Origin of the sequence: Bartonella sp. SD1336NMGDW (genome assembly GCF_042193565.1) — a bacterium.
Classification (GTDB): Bacteria; Pseudomonadota; Alphaproteobacteria; order Rhizobiales; family Rhizobiaceae; genus Bartonella; species Bartonella grahamii.
Window position 1 is genome coordinate 1 of record NZ_JBHILW010000012.1, and the last position, 13918, is coordinate 13918.

Annotated in this window: 12 protein-coding genes and 1 tRNA gene; 5 read left to right on the top strand and 8 right to left on the bottom strand. The window is 38.0% G+C overall.

What is annotated here, in order from left to right:
* Positions 1–231 precede the first annotated feature (231 nt).
* Entirely contained in the window at positions 232–663 is a 432-nt protein-coding gene (locus ACFIKH_RS06980; protein WP_375671297.1) for a hypothetical protein, read from the top strand.
* Positions 664–709: 46 nt separating this feature from the next.
* Here the strand turns inward: ACFIKH_RS06980 and ACFIKH_RS06985 are convergent, their stop codons facing one another.
* Together ACFIKH_RS06985 and ACFIKH_RS06990 are read right to left on the bottom strand one after the other, a co-directional pair.
* The gene (locus ACFIKH_RS06985; protein ID WP_375625298.1) at positions 710–1153 is read right to left on the bottom strand and encodes a hypothetical protein; all 444 of its coding nucleotides are present in this window, start codon (positions 1151–1153) and stop codon (positions 710–712) included.
* A gap of 3 nt (positions 1154–1156) precedes the next feature.
* On the bottom strand, positions 1157–1483 hold the full coding sequence (locus tag ACFIKH_RS06990) for a YqjD family protein (RefSeq protein WP_375626476.1): 327 nt from the start codon (positions 1481–1483) through the stop codon (positions 1157–1159).
* A 999-nt stretch (positions 1484–2482) separates the two neighbouring features.
* Here ACFIKH_RS06990 and ACFIKH_RS06995 point away from each other — a divergent pair.
* Together ACFIKH_RS06995 and ACFIKH_RS07000 are read left to right on the top strand one after the other, a co-directional pair.
* On the top strand, positions 2483–3385 hold the full coding sequence (locus tag ACFIKH_RS06995; RefSeq protein WP_375625300.1) for a MotA/TolQ/ExbB proton channel family protein: 903 nt from the start codon (positions 2483–2485) through the stop codon (positions 3383–3385).
* Positions 3382–3969: a biopolymer transporter ExbD gene (locus ACFIKH_RS07000; protein ID WP_375670217.1), complete on the top strand. Its 588-nt coding sequence runs from the start codon at positions 3382–3384 to the stop codon at positions 3967–3969. Before ACFIKH_RS06995 ends, ACFIKH_RS07000 begins: the two co-directional genes overlap by 4 nt.
* An 886-nt stretch (positions 3970–4855) precedes the next feature.
* On the opposite strand, the gene dut (ACFIKH_RS07005) is transcribed toward ACFIKH_RS07000, so the two are convergent.
* The 3 genes from dut (ACFIKH_RS07005) to ACFIKH_RS07015 all read right to left on the bottom strand — a co-directional run bounded on the left by dut (ACFIKH_RS07005) (position 4856) and on the right by ACFIKH_RS07015 (position 7005).
* On the bottom strand, positions 4856–5245 hold the full coding sequence (gene dut, locus ACFIKH_RS07005; protein WP_375625302.1) for a dUTP diphosphatase: 390 nt from the start codon (positions 5243–5245) through the stop codon (positions 4856–4858).
* 264 nt (positions 5246–5509) lie between these two features.
* Complete coding sequence (gene dut, locus ACFIKH_RS07010) at positions 5510–6049, bottom strand: dUTP diphosphatase (RefSeq protein ID WP_375625303.1); 540 nt, start codon at positions 6047–6049, stop codon at positions 5510–5512.
* Between the two features lie 146 nt (positions 6050–6195).
* Positions 6196–7005, bottom strand: a complete 810-nt coding sequence (locus tag ACFIKH_RS07015; RefSeq protein ID WP_375625304.1) for a hypothetical protein — start codon at positions 7003–7005, stop codon at positions 6196–6198.
* Positions 7006–8083: 1078 nt separating this feature from the next.
* Between ACFIKH_RS07015 and ACFIKH_RS07020 the strand changes: the two genes are divergently transcribed.
* Positions 8084–8755 carry a hypothetical protein gene (locus tag ACFIKH_RS07020; protein ID WP_375625305.1) on the top strand — a complete coding sequence of 224 codons (672 nt, stop codon included), beginning with the start codon at positions 8084–8086 and terminating at the stop codon, positions 8753–8755.
* A gap of 1878 nt (positions 8756–10633) precedes the next feature.
* Here the strand turns inward: ACFIKH_RS07020 and ACFIKH_RS07025 are convergent.
* The 3 genes from ACFIKH_RS07025 to ACFIKH_RS07035 form a co-directional block, all read right to left on the bottom strand.
* Complete coding sequence (locus ACFIKH_RS07025; RefSeq protein WP_375625307.1) at positions 10634–11158, bottom strand: type II toxin-antitoxin system PemK/MazF family toxin; 525 nt, start codon at positions 11156–11158, stop codon at positions 10634–10636.
* A 313-nt stretch (positions 11159–11471) separates the two neighbouring features.
* Positions 11472–12044, bottom strand: a complete 573-nt coding sequence (locus tag ACFIKH_RS07030; protein WP_375653632.1) for a disulfide bond formation protein B — start codon at positions 12042–12044, stop codon at positions 11472–11474.
* Positions 12045–12056: 12 nt separating this feature from the next.
* Positions 12057–12662: a YqaA family protein gene (locus ACFIKH_RS07035; protein WP_375625309.1), complete on the bottom strand. Its 606-nt coding sequence runs from the start codon at positions 12660–12662 to the stop codon at positions 12057–12059.
* 222 nt (positions 12663–12884) lie between these two features.
* On the opposite strand from ACFIKH_RS07035, the gene ACFIKH_RS07040 reads away from it, so the two are divergent.
* Positions 12885–12969, top strand: a tRNA-Leu gene (locus tag ACFIKH_RS07040).
* The last annotated feature ends 949 nt before the right edge of the window (positions 12970–13918 follow it).

Below are 13918 nucleotides of genomic sequence, written 5' to 3' on the forward strand. Positions count from 1 at the left end.
ACCAGCCTCAAAGAAGCAGGAAATCAACAGTATATTTAATCAGAAATGATCACATTTACATAAGTTTGATAGAACGGATTGGTGCGTCAAATAAAAACCTCTTACGCTGAAATGGAAGTGACACCGCTTATGTTATTGCTTTTTTCTAGAATGCAAAAAAATCATTCATATTATTGGGTGGCCGGCTAAAGCTTTGGTGGAAAAATTGCACAAAGCGATAGGTCTTTTTGAGTGGATTTTAGAAAGATTTTTAAAGCAAAAACATCAAAAACAAGATACAGGCATTTTGCTGACAAGATACACATAGAACATACAACCCCTAACTATGATTGTAATTGTAACAAAAACGAGTGTTCAGAAAAATCTGAACACACTCAAATCAATAACATGACCTTTGGTCATGAAAAAAAGGCTTATGAAAAAATAGAGAAAGGTAGAAGCGAATTATCCCTATCTTCAAAAAGCACTACATTGCTTCCAATCAAATCAGAATTTTTAACGCAAGCTTTGCCTCATGTTGCTATGTTCATGAAACATGGATTGCAATCTGAAAGAGATTTAATCGGATCCATGGATTTTTTAGCGAAAATAAAGGGGATTTCTTTTCAGGAACTTGAAGAAGCTAAAGAGACTATGATGAAAAAGATGTGCTTTCTTTTATAGCAAAAGAAAGCACATTGGGGGGATTAGAGTGACAGCTTTACATATTTTACTTTGAAAAGCGGTCTTTTTTATCTTTTTTCCATAGAAAATAAGTTACAAGTCCGAGAATGGGAACTCTCAATTTGGCAAAAGGGAAATGTTGACTGAGAGCTGCAAGGCTGGAAACGGTCGCGTCTGTCATGAGTTTTTGGCGTTGTTCTTCTGTCTTTTTTTGTTGGTCATAGCGTTGATAAGCCTTGAGAACACGATTGATAATAAGACCTAATCCTGCAAGAGAAAGACAAATTAAAAACATGATACTAGCGGCGGCAAGAGGTTTCATAACAGAACATAACGCAATAAAAACGATGATACATAAAAAAAGCAAAGACATGAAGAATGAAATGCCAATAAACCCATAGCAAATTGCTTGAAGGCGTACTTGTTTGACTGTGCTTTTAAGCCCTCCACCGACAAGATGGTTTAAAAGAGGAGCGATAAACTTATGCATTGCTTAACGACGCAGTAATTGAGAAAGAATAAAACCAACCCCTGCAGCAAACAAAACGCTTTTACCAGGATTTTTGCGAACGCATTGATTCATGGTTTGTTCAAGATCACTGATTTTTTCTTTTGCTTGAGACATCATGTCTTCACCACTTTCTTTCGCTGAGTGATATAGTTTTTCCGCTTTGTCTTTGGCGGCGTTGAATTTGTTTGCACCAAGATCTGTTAGGGTTGAGGTAATCCCTGAAATTTCAGTGCGTAACGTTTCTAATTGTCCTTGTAGGTCTTTTTCTACGGCTGATTTATCGTGCTGTGTTGTTTTATTATGGGCCATGATATTTTTCCCTCTTGATTCATTATATTTGCATTGGTGTGTTCATAGTGATCATTTGCATTGGAGTGAAAATTTTCACTGCTTGAGTAACGCCAAAAGTTTTTTTTGGTTCCTTTCACTTTGTCGAATTTAAAACTGTTTTTGATAAAATAAATCTTTCCTATACAATATGCTCTGTTCGTAAAGGATTACATCGGTTGAAAATTGTCTTATGCTTTTGCAGGAATTTAGCACCATTCTTCAGTTTCTCATGGCACAGTTTTTTTATAAAAGTTTTTTTAAAAAGCGTGTTGAGGCTTATTTTTTGGGCTTGTGACAGATAAAAAACATGGTTATTGTGATTTTGCGGCAGAAGTAATGTCATTTTTATGCTTTTGCAGAAGAAAAAGAAAATGCTATTTCTGTTCTTTGCTCTCTATGTATTTGAGGGCTAATCGCGCTCTCCCATTATACTTTTGGTCAGTTTAAGATATTGCGATCGTTCTTTTTTAAAAAAAGGTATATTTTTATTTGGATAGAAGGTACTTTAGTGCACTGATTGTTAGAGAAGTGCATATCCTTTTCTCCAAGGATTTTATGATATTTTTGCTGCTTATTCCATGAAAGAAATTATTTTGTTGGATTTAAAAGAGCCGCTGAAATGAAAGAAGCTTTGCGATATGAGGGATTTATTCAACAGGAACGATGATAAATTATTCTTATAAATGAAAATATTATATGCAATATTTCTTGTAAGTTTATCATTTTGCCTAATTTATGCAATAAATTGATTGAGTAAGATAAACTTGTTGAATTGTTAGAGAAAAATTTCTTGAGTGATTTCTTTAGAATAAGAGAGAGCTTGTGGAATAAAACTATACTTGATTTATCAAGTTTTCTTTCTTAAGAGGAATGCGAAAGCGACGTTAAAAGGGTAGTGGCATTGTGGAACAGTGATGCTGTGCGGGGTGACGATCCAGCTCATAAATAAAGATAAGAGCACAAGAATGTGAGATAAAAATGGAATCTGAAACAGTCCCTTTAGATAAAACAGTCCCTTTAGATAATATGTCTTCTGTATTGACAGTGCATGATTTTTCTCCTCTTTCTATGTTTATGGCTGCTGATTGGGTGGTGAAAGCCGTTATCATTATTTTGTTACTTGCTTCACTTATGTCTTGGACAATTGCTTTTGTGAAAATTGTTGAGATCACTTTGGTAAAACGAAGAGTACGTCATGAACTTCAATTGGTTCTTAATGCTCAGACTCTTACGCGTTTGGCAGCTAGCTTGAAAGAAAGCAAAGGGGCTGGGGTGTTTTTTCTCAAAGAAGTTCTTAAAGAGGTGTATCTTTCTACACAACAGGTTCATTTTTCTGCTCCTGAAGGGATAAATAAAAGCTCTGGTGAAAAAACCAGTGCAGGGGAAAGTGCACAAACGATTGAAGATATTCTCTTTTATGAGGAGAGCAATCAATATGAAGATGTTTCCCGCGATGTTCGCGATGCTAAGGCTCGCGATGTTCATGAAGGTTTAAAAGAAAGGGTTCATTCACTTTTGTCACGCTGCTTGTTGGCTGCTACACGCCGTGTTGCATGTGGAAGCGCTGTTCTTGCAACTATTGGCGCAATTGCTCCCTTTGTTGGTCTTTTTGCAACTGTTTGGGGAATTATGAATTCTTTTATTGGGATTGCTCAGTCTCAAACAACGCGACTTGATGTGGTGGCGCCTGGAATTGCTGAAGCCTTATTCGCAACGGCTATTGGGCTTTTTGTAGCTATTCCCGCCGTTGTTATGTATAATAGCCTTATGCGTGCTTTGAGTGGTTATCGCAATGATTTAGGTGATATCGCTGCGGCTCTTGAAAGGCTCTTGAGCCGTGAACTTGATAGACAAAGACAACAGAAAAGTCATAAAAAATGAAAGCAAGCCTTAATAATGATTGGGATATAGACGAGAGTGGGTTGCAAAGCGAAATCAATGTGACTCCTTTTATTGATGTTGTATTGGTGTTGCTTATTGTTTTTATGGTTGCAGCGCCTTTGGCAACATCTGCCATTCCCGTTCAGCTTCCTTCTATAACTCAAGCACCTTCAGTGGTTCAGTCTGATGAACCCCTTTATGTTACTTTGCAAAAAGATCGTTCTCTTTACATTGGTGATCATCTTGTAGAACAGGCAGCTTTAAGAGAAGCTTTGTTGAGGGAAACTACGCAAAATTTAGAGACAAAAATTTTAATCAAAGCCGATAGCGAAATTGATTATGGTACTGTCATCGATTTATTAAATCAAATACGCATGGCTGGATATAATAAAATCGGTCTTGTAGGATTGCAAAACTCTACCAATCTTACCTCAAGAGGTGAGATCAATAATAAAACAACAGGGGTAGCGGACGTTGCTGTCGATGGAGCGGGTGGTAGCGCGGGTGGTAACGTTGTGGGGCATGTGAATGCCGTAATAACGGGCACTGCGGTAAACGCTAATATTCCAGCCGATGCCCTCTGACCAGTGATAAAAATAGCCTTTGTTGCAGGAAGCAAAGCATATGACTCAAAGTCGTAGAGTGAAATTGATGAGGGTTTTGTCGTGGATTTATTAAACCCAATACGGATGAGTTTGATATTACGCAGGGGAGGCATATGCAGGGGGTTTATATTATGCAGGGGGTTTATATATTGAATCGGTTTTTTTAGGATTAAGCACTGCTCATCTTGCCTCAAGAGGTGCGATCAAGAAAAACAGCCAAGGGTGATTGTTGTGTGTCTTAATACATTTTAAAGCCCTTTTTGCGACGGTGTTTATAAATGGTATAACGGTAAAGCTCCCGTAAAATAATAAAAAATCTATTGAACCTCACTATCTTTATGCTTAACAAAAGAGCAAGCGAGCACCATTATCGTATTTATATTTTCTCCCAATGTTGTGACAGTGCTGAGTACAAGTATTCATTATAGGCATTTTTCCAGTTTTTATCCACATGCTAGCCACGTTTGGAACGTGAGAGACATGCTTTTGATTGATTTAATATAAATAGATTTGCAATGAAACAATCTTACAGTATTGAGATCTCTCATTTAAGTTGAAAGACAATTCATTATTATAAATCAATATGATATATAGATTGTCGACATTACAAGCGGTGTGTGAGCTTTTAATGGTTAATGCCAATGTTTTTGTTATGGGGGAGGGGTATCCGGTGATAATGAAGTTTTGTGTAGTACAAGAAACGTAATTGAGAGATGATTGTTTAGAAGTGCGTTTAGTGAAAAAACTTTGAAAGTAGTAAACGCGCACTCCTTCTACACTTTAAAAGCCCAAGGGGTTTTAAGTGAAAGAGTGGTTAGAATAAGTGTGTGTTATATTTTAAGGGGAGCGATTTTTTCAGAGCTTCTTAAGTATGACCCGTTGAACCGAAACCTCCTGTTTCACGGCTCTCGTTATGGCTTTGGGTATTTTGCTCTGGTTCAATAGCGCAAACTTTGACTTGGAATACGGGGGCGATGACTGTTTGGGCAATGCGCATTCTCCGTTTAAATAGAAAAGTTTTCTTGGCTCGAATTGATAAGAAGAACTTTGACTTCACTTCCGGATAATCACACTCAATCGTTCCTGGAGTATTGAGGCATGTGATGGCGTGTTTTAAGGCTAAGCTAGAGCGTGGACGTATTTGTGCTTCAAAACCAGGTTGAAGGTGAAAAATAAGACCCGTTGGAATGAGTGCGCGCTGCCCTGGGGCAAGAACAAGCGTTTCTTCTTCTCCAATTGCTGCTTGTAAATCCAAGACCGGCAGAACCAGTCGTTGCGTAGTGAAGAAGTTTCCTTGCTCCAAGTGCAAGACGCTGAAGGGATAAAGTTAGGGCATGTGAAGATTGAGAAGAGACAGAGGAAGAGTAAGGATGATCGTTTAGAGGGGTGTTTGGTAAAAAAACTTTGAAAGCAAAAGCGCACTCCTTCTATACTTTAAAAGCCCGAAAGACTTTCAGTGAAAGAGTAGTTAGAATAAGCGAGTGTTATATTTTGAGGGGAGTGATTTTTTCAGAGCTTCTTAAGTATGTCCCGTTGAACCGAAACCTCCTGTTCCACGGCTCTCGTTATGGCTTTGGGTATTTTGCTCTGGTTCAATAGCGCAAACTTTGACTTGGAATACGGGGGCGATGACTGTTTGGGCAATGCGCATTCCCCGTTGGATAGAAAAGTCTTCTTGGCCTAAATTGATAAGAAGAACTTTGACTTCACCACGGTAATCACTATCAATCGTTCCTGGAGTGTTGAGGCATGTGATGCCGTGCTTTAAGGCTAAGCCAGAGCGTGGGCGTATTTGTGCCTCAAAACCAGGTTGAAGGTGAAAAATGAGACCCGTTGGAATGAGTGCGCGCTGCCCTGGGGCAAGAACAAGCGTTTCTTCTTCTCTAATTGCTGCCCGTAGATCAAGACCCGCAGAACCAGCCGTTGCGTAGTGAGGAAGTTCTAAACCTTGTCCATGCTCAAGACGCTGGATCGATAAGGTTATTTGTTGTGGAGGGGGAGAAGGAAATGCATTCGAGGAAGAAGGACTCTTTTGGCTGTTCAGGTGCGTAGAAGGCATGGTCAAAGCATCTCCAAAATAGAAAAAACAAACACAACTCTAACAAAAGATTCCGTTTGAAACAAGCAGCGAAAAATCTATAGATGGGACGATGGGTTTTGCTGCTTGTTTTGTATGGGAAATGCTTATTTTTCATGCTGTTTGTTTTAAATACTACCAATGAAGATACCCGTAGCAAAAACGAGCGCTCCGCCAATAATAACTTGTAACGATGCACGCCAAAAGGGAGTTGACATGAATTTGTTCTGAATCCAGACGATGGCGCCTAGTTCGAAAAAAACAATGATAAAAGCAATAATTGTTGCTACATAAAAAGAGTTGATCAAATAGGGAAGAGTATGGCCTAATCCTCCTAATGTTGTCATAATGCCGCTGGCAATACCTCTTTTTAATGGCGAACCACGCCCTGATAATTTTCCGTCATCGTGGGCTGCTTCTGTGAAACCCATTGAAAGTCCTGCACCAATTGAAGCTGAGAGCCCTATCAAAAAAGTTTGGTGCGTGTCTCCCGTGGCAAAAGCTGCGGCAAAAATGGGGGCAAGGGTCGAGACAGAGCCATCCATTAATCCTGCAAGACCTGGTTGAATCCAAGTCAAAAGTGTTTGTCTTTGCGTTTTCGAAGGTTTTTTTATGGTGTGGTTTGCCGCTATTGTTTTTTGGGATGGATGGCGGCTCTTGCCTTTCACAAGAGAAGTTTTGTCACATAACGAACCGATAGTGTTTGCACGATTATGGCAAGAAAGACACAAAAGTTGCTTATAATTTTTAAGCTCTTGAAGCCCCATGGCGGTAAAAACCGCGGCTTCCTTAGAGGAATAAGGTTCTAGAGCTTTTGCATATTTTAAATAGAGCGCCGCATGTTGCTCTTTTAATTTGAGCGCTTTAAGCATCACGTTTTGTGCTGAACGAAAGGACAGAGCTTTACGTTGTACAAATGAAAAAAACAATTTCAACATTTTCTGTTCCTTTGCACTTTAGAATAATTCTAAAACATAAGAAAAATAAACCAAAAGTCAATCTAAAAGTTAAAAACTGACAAATTACAAAAAGGTTGCACTGAGAAAAAAGGTGCTGGGATGCTGAGAAAGTACAAGGAGATTTATCAAATGGAGACGACAGGGGCGCATGAAAGAAATAATTGCGTGAAAAAATTTAAGAGACAATGTGCTTTATTTTGCTAAAGGGGCGTTTCAATGAAGTATTTCAATGTATTGATGCTCGAGAATATAGGAAAGGAATAAGCTAGCATCATCATTCATTTGATGCGTTCAAAAGACTGTAACAGCTCTTGGACTTTGAAATGATTCTTTAAAAAGAGATCTTTTTCAAGGGATAAAAGCCCATTTCGCGAGGGGGCCCCTGTGAAGAGTATAGAAGGGTAGAGCGACAAAATTTCCATGAAATAATATAAACTCCATTGAGTCTTCTTAATCTTTACGCTTCATAAAAGAGCAAGCCGGCATCATCGTACACCTTAGCTCCCAGTGTTGTGACAGTCTTTAGCACGGTTCATTATAGGCATGGCATTTTATTGTAAAGTTTTACGCCACTTGATCCCACTTGTGGAGGTGTAAGACAGTATTCTTATGATATTTACGCGCATTTTAGCGTTGTTACAGCTTTTGCATTTAGGTGGATTTGTTAGCGTGTAACGAATTATCTTTTGTGCTGTAATTGCAGGGACAGGTTTAAGGGTGGGAGTGCATAAATGAAGAGATATTATCCATATTAAATTGTTTGAGATCACGCATAAAAATTTATGCTTTATGAAGGGGCATTTATCGCCTTGTAACTTGCCTGATATCTTGCATGAAAGCCCAAAATTCAGTAGGATTCTCTCACTTCAAAACTTCTTATATTGAAACAATTCAAATCATTTTCTTGTGTATCACAAGGAGGGGTGTGGGTGCTGTGTTTTTATTTAAAGTATGGGATGAGTTGAAATGTGAGAAGTGCATAATCTCTATGCGTTAACAAACGTTTTTGATGTTTTTAAAAAAGAGCGAAATTGTGCAGATAAAAAAGGGAGCATATATGGAAAATAGTGATGGTTTGAAATTTTGGCGGCTTTCTGAAAAACTAACAATACTGCAGGCAGCGCTTTTAATAGTTGGATTAAATCCAGGAAAGTATTTGTTTGTCAACAAATTAGAACCAGAAAAAAGTGATATTTACGAAGATAACCTTTCCGTATCATCAGAGAAAACTGCTAATTTCCGTGCAGCTTATCATGCTATCGTTCAAGCGGGAAAAAGCAATCGATTAGAGATAGAATGGTCGTACTATAATTTTTCGGATTTTATAGATGCAGATTCCTCATATGTTCGCGTTGATGATTTAAAAGAATGGCTTTCATCGCGTGGTCTGTACCCTCCATTTTTTTTCCCTGAGGATGATTCTGCTGAGACTAAGGACCAAAAATATTATGCGTTTCAAGATCCAACGCATCCACGTTATGCTCCAAAGCTTGCTGCTATTGTTGCGGCATGGGAAGCGGTGAGTGAGGTTGAGGGTGGTAAAACTGTTAAAGGAACGCTTGCAAAATGGTTGCAACAGAATGCTGATCAATATGATTTACACAATAAGAAAAATGGTAAGTTAAAAAAGGATGTTATTGAGGAATTAGCGGCTGTTGCGAATTGGGAACCTACCGGAGGGGCGCCTAAGACACCTGCCAGCTCTCTTTTATCAAAAGAAAAAAAATAAAAAGATCACTAAAATTGTGCTGCTTTTTTTGATAATTTTGAAGATAATCTCTTTTTCTGGGGGAGTTTTTTACTTTTCTTCCCTAGATTATAAGTAATTGTTTTTCAATGAAAATAATTTTTATAGTGTTCCTCTGACGGTTCAGACGGGGAAAATAGACATTTTGGGGCAGTAAAATTTACCCTGTAGTTTTCGTAACGTACCTCTCTATTTTTGTTTGATTTTTTTGGGCATTTTGCAATCCGTTGTCAATTTAAGGAGAGTAACATGATTAAAGTTAATCTTTTTTTTACTATGCGTAAAAGTGTGAAAATTTTTCGGGGAAATGTACGGATATTTGGCAATGTGCTGCGGATGAGGTGGTGCGTAAATCGTTTAGAGTAGGTCTATTATCGTGTTGGTTAAAGTTTGAACTTATCGTTGTTATGGAAAAGGTCAAAACTGAGCGCCATGTGCGCTCTCCATAAAGAAATCTTGTCATCTATGAGCGAGTGAGGATTTCTCTTGAAAAATTTGCACAATAGTAAAACTGGTTAGCAAAACCCGTTCTGTGGCGCAACAAAAAGAATGTCATAAATGATTATCTCATCATAAATATGCTCTAAGAATAACCCGTGCGTGGCGAAAGTCTATGGCGTAGTCGCTATAGATTTTTGCTCCGTGTGTGATGATCAATACTCTTGTTTATCTCTTGTCAATGCAAGTGCCCATGAAAGTGATGAGAGTCTATTGCTCCACTCTGATGCTTGGTTGTTCATGTTTAGAAACGACAAGTGTATTAAATGCGATAGGGCTGATAGAGGGGAGAACGCATCCTGTAAAAAATAGGTGTGTCTTTAAAATAAAGCTGATAAACGAAATTATTTTTTTATCTACCTTTTATACGGCGAGAAAAAGGCATTCAAAGCGCAAGCATTAGCAATTTAGCAGTAAATCCCCAAATAGCTTAACATATATCGTTTTTCGGAGAAGAGGAAGAAAAGTCTATCTGCAAAAGCTATGTTAGGTCGTGTGACCGGTGAAATAATGTGGTTAGGGCAATAAACAATTGTTATTGGTGAAGAGATAGAAATCGGTTGGGTGTTGATTTCTGTTTTACTACAGAATTTTCTTTGTTATATCGTAAAAACACTATTTTGCGGTTTGGTGATATAAGTTCTGTGTTTAGCGTTATCGTTATCAATCGGTTATCATATGGTAAGTAAACTAATATTATTCAGATTACATAAGCATTGTTAGCTTTCTTTACAGAAACAGATGCGTTCAAAGATGAATGGAGTATTCTGTGTAGTCTTAAAGCGTTTGAATCATTAAATGCTCTTTACTATTTTTTTCTTTTCAAAAATGCTGGCTTTTTCATCCGCTTCATCCGTATTGAGGGACGTAAATAAACAAGTTGTGAGGTCGAATATCTTTTGGTAAATTGAGCGATTGAACACTTCAAGAGCGCGAAGAACAAGGGATTGTTTGTTATGCCAAATTATGAAAATGTTTTTTTCAATCTTGGAAAGATATTCCCATTGCGGCAAATCATATAAAGTTTAAGCAACGGCAGCACGGTTTTTTGTGCAATGAAATGATAAATATGTACAACATCACGGTAATCTCCATGGGAAACTTTACCGGATTAACAGTACGGAGAGTGCCTTCTTCTTACCCAAAATCGCAGATATTTCAAAACAACAACGGTGGAGAATGAATGTTGGATATGTTCTAGGGAAGGTTGCAAAAAATGGCTAAAAAGTTCTCAAAAAAAATACTAAAAATGACGAAAGGAGCGGTTTCCCACTCCTTCGTTCCTATCTCCCCTTTCGGGGAAGCGGCCACCATTACTGATGCCGTGTATGCTGATATAGGTACACTTATTTTTCTCAAAAGTCAATACTGTAAATGCGGTAAATATTTGAGCATCAGAGCTACAACTTTATGAAAATCTTCGCAGGATAACCTTGGAACGGTACGTGAGCAACTTAAACGACTTACAGAAACTGTTGTGACATAATTGCAGATAATCCATGCTTTTTTATTCTCTATGGGAGATTGTATTGGATACGCAGCGGGATTATTGGGTTGTGATTTCGTTGAAAAAGGTAAAACTGTCACATTTCCATATAATTTTGCATTCTTAGAAAGCACTAAAACAGGCCGCTTTTTCCAAAATTCAGGGAGTATCGAATCATGAGGAAAATCGCACCAAAAAACTTGTCTGATGCGTGGTGCCGATTTGATTCGTGGTTTTATGTGAGGTGGTTTTTTGTAAGGAGCATTTAAATCCGTTTCTCTTATATGCTCGCGCCATGCATTATGATCATGTTCCATCATAACACATGGTTCTTCAAGTTTGGTTATATCTAAGGAAATAGGTGATAGGGTAGAAGGCGCTGTGTTCTTATCTTCAGCCATAGCAGACCATTTATATTTATCGGTCCCCTCACTTATTATTTTACGGCTTTTCTATCACGGGTTTTTATCAAAATGTTGCTCATAAGTACAGAGAGGTGAAACCATAAAATGGATATATCTGCTTATTTTTGTCTTTTGTGTACAACGCTAGAGGAGGGATGTTGGTGATAGGTGGGATGTTGGTGACTCGTTGGTGTTGGTGGGTTGGTTTGGCGGTGGGTGGTTTTGGGTGGTGATTGGTGACTGGAGGGTGTTGGTTAGGGGAAAACGATTGGAGAGAACGAGTGCATGCGGTTTTGTTTCTATTTTATGGTTAGAGTTTTTTATTGCTTGAAAAGAGCCCTTTTGAGGCAACATAAAAACTAATAAGCATGTAAAATAGGCTTGAGACGACATTCCAGCCGGCAAATGAAAGAAAAAGAAAGCGTGCGGATGCTTCAGAACAAGAAGGGGGATGAATGTTGTTTAATTGGTTAAGTAGCTGGTTAATGTCTGAGGTTTTTCTGACTGCGCTTAAACCACAACTGAGGGGAGCTGCCCAAAAGCCATATTCAACACCTGCATGATAAACGGCTAAAACAAGGCTTATACACATTAAGACAAAAACACACAAAAATAAAAGTTGTATCCAAGCAGTTATGCGAAAAAAATATGCCCCAAAACCTGCTAAGAGCAAAAAGGGTATGGCCCCATAATAGGGGAAACGCTCTATGAGACACAAATCGCAAGGAAGATACCCTCCAAAATATTCAAAACCAAGGGCAAGACCTATTGTAGCGGACAAACAAAAAGCGAGAAAAAAAGCCCATAAACTTTGTTCTTTTCTGCTGGGTTCAAGATGAAGGTGCTTGTATAAAAGTGGGTGAGAAGACAAAAGGCACGCCATTAAGTCTGTTCCTTATAAAAGCTTTTTGTTTAAAAAAGCTATGAAAATCCCATAAATTAAAACGAGACTAACACAACCAATGAGAATAATCCATTTGAAATGCTGTACTAGAAAATTCATTGCTTTTTGTCCAAAATGTTTAATCAGCCATGCGAGAAGATAAAAACGAGCGCCTCTAGAAAAAATACAAATAAGAATGAAAAGTTCAAGGTGTACACTCATTACACCGGCCAAAATTGTGACAATCTTGATGGGGGGAAGATGAAAAAAACCTGATGTTATCAGTAAAATGACTAGAAATTGCAGGGTTGCACTATTTTTCAGAGATTCAAAACTTTCAACCTTACCGTAAATTTCTAAAATGGGTTTGGCAAGAGTATCATAGGCAAAATGTCCGATAAACCAACCGGCAATGCCTCCTAATACAGAACAGATAGTCGCAATCAAAGCATAGTAATAAACCCGCTTTTGATGGATAAGCAGCATCGGAATATATAAAACATCTATCGGAATTGGAAAAACAGAACTTTCAATAAAGGCAATGAAACCAAGCCAGTGTGGTGCTGTACGCCGATTTGCTAAAGAAATCGTCCAAAGCTTTAATTTGTTTAATATCATGAGGCTTTCTATAAATTTAAGAGGTAAAGACTTTACAAATGAGATTGTTATAAATCCGGTAGAGAAATCCAATAAAGAAAATATTTCATAAAACAGATAAGAAAATGATATGAATTCTTAAAAAATGAGAAGTCTTCTGTTGACGAATCTGTGCTTCTTCATATAGTGCAAAAGAATAATCGACAAGTCTGTCTCTTATAGTCCTGTCTTTTATAGCAATGTGCGGGTGTGGTGGAACTGGTAGACGCGCCAGACTCAAAATCTGGTTCCGAGAGGAGTGTCGGTTCGAGTCCGACCACCCGCACCACTTCATAAATATTTTCCTTTATCCTGTTATGGCGCATCGTGTTGATTTATAAAACATGTGGAATTGATAAACAGTGTTCAATGTTTTGCATGTTGAATGAAAAACCTCGAATACCATAGGATTCTCTCATTTTAAGTCTGTTTATTTTAAATTGACCAAAATCATGTCTCTTGTACATTGCAAGCTGGATGCGCTATTGTGGAATGAAATTTTACAAAAAATGAATAAAAATGCCTCTTAATAAACCGTTTCAAGGGCATCATTGGGGGGTAGGAGTGTATGATGGATGGTGCCAGCTTGTACTTTTATCTTGCACTTTTATGAAGTGTAAAGATGGTGCTCTATAGATTTTATATTCTTGTGGGTGCTGTCCGCAAAATGGGCTTGAGGGTTTTGAGAGATGTTTCTTTAAAACACGCATGTGAATTGGCAACCAAAGTGTTTTTGATTTGAATGTATTTGGGATTTGAATGTATTTGGGATTTGAGCGTGTTTGAGATTTGAATGTGTTTGGTTTGGAGCGTTGTCGTATGACATGAGGGGCGTGATCCAAAAAGATATGTGAGAAACAAAAACATGAGGCAATGCGTAATCTCCACTCTTTAAAAGACAGAGTTTTAGAGGCTTAAAAAATAGTGTTTTTAGAGGCTTTATAGATTTTATATTCTTGTAGGTGCTGTCGCAAAATGGGCTTGAGGGTTTTGAGAGATGTTTCTTTAAAACACGCATGTGAATTGGCAACCAAAGTGTTTTTGATTTGAATGTATTTGGGATTTGAATGTATTTGGGATTTGAGCGTGTTTGAGATTTGAATGTGTTTGGTTTGGAGCGTTGTCGTATGACATGAGGGGCGTGATCCAAAAAGATATGTAAGAAACAAAAACATGAGGCAATGCGTAATCTCCACTCTTTAAAAGACAGGAGTTTTAGAGGCTTAAAAGATTGTGTT

What these genes read in the sequence shown, in the direction of transcription:
- ACFIKH_RS06985 (WP_375625298.1), bottom strand. Translation starts at nt 1,153, where the DNA reads ATGCATAAGTTTATCGCTCCTCTTTTAAACCATCTTGTCGGTGGAGGG.
- ACFIKH_RS06990 (WP_375626476.1), bottom strand. Translation starts at nt 1,483, where the DNA reads ATGGCCCATAATAAAACAACACAGCACGATAAATCAGCCGTAGAAAAA.
- ACFIKH_RS06995 (WP_375625300.1), top strand. Translation starts at nt 2,483, where the DNA reads ATGGAATCTGAAACAGTCCCTTTAGATAAAACAGTCCCTTTAGATAAT.
- ACFIKH_RS07000 (WP_375670217.1), top strand. Translation starts at nt 3,382, where the DNA reads ATGAAAGCAAGCCTTAATAATGATTGGGATATAGACGAGAGTGGGTTG.
- dut (WP_375625303.1), bottom strand. Translation starts at nt 6,049, where the DNA reads ATGCCTTCTACGCACCTGAACAGCCAAAAGAGTCCTTCTTCCTCGAAT.
- ACFIKH_RS07015 (WP_375625304.1), bottom strand. Translation starts at nt 7,005, where the DNA reads ATGTTGAAATTGTTTTTTTCATTTGTACAACGTAAAGCTCTGTCCTTT.
- ACFIKH_RS07020 (WP_375625305.1), top strand. Translation starts at nt 8,084, where the DNA reads ATGGAAAATAGTGATGGTTTGAAATTTTGGCGGCTTTCTGAAAAACTA.
- ACFIKH_RS07025 (WP_375625307.1), bottom strand. Translation starts at nt 11,158, where the DNA reads ATGGCTGAAGATAAGAACACAGCGCCTTCTACCCTATCACCTATTTCC.
- ACFIKH_RS07030 (WP_375653632.1), bottom strand. Translation starts at nt 12,044, where the DNA reads ATGGCGTGCCTTTTGTCTTCTCACCCACTTTTATACAAGCACCTTCAT.
- ACFIKH_RS07035 (WP_375625309.1), bottom strand. Translation starts at nt 12,662, where the DNA reads ATGATATTAAACAAATTAAAGCTTTGGACGATTTCTTTAGCAAATCGG.